Source organism: Psychrobacter sp. TB20-MNA-CIBAN-0197, from assembly GCF_040309765.1.
GTDB classification, from domain to species: domain Bacteria; phylum Pseudomonadota; class Gammaproteobacteria; order Pseudomonadales; family Moraxellaceae; genus Psychrobacter; species Psychrobacter submarinus.
On sequence record NZ_JBEOPC010001226.1, the window covers coordinates 1 to 243 of the forward strand.

General features: G+C 41.6%; 1 protein-coding gene. It reads left to right on the top strand.

Features of this window, described 5'->3' with window-relative positions:
• Positions 1 to 243 (top strand): PA0049 family protein (locus tag AAEY83_RS17855; RefSeq protein WP_351061357.1); only part of this gene is annotated, 243 nt, incomplete at both ends.

Genomic DNA, 243 nt, shown 5'->3' on the forward strand with positions numbered 1-243 from the left:
AATTGAAGCCGCGACCCAAGCCATGCCTCAGGTGCTAATGGCCTTTGCTGATGAGGTGAATCAATTTGAACAGCAATGGAAAAGCCTTAACAACTTTCGGCATGCAACTGACTTAATCGCTGATTATTCAAGTCAATTATGGTTAAACGCCAAACAACGCATTGTTACAACTAAAAACTACGATGATCGCGAGCTTTACTGGGCACGATTACTTTCAAGTAAAATAATTCGCTCTGTTAAGCC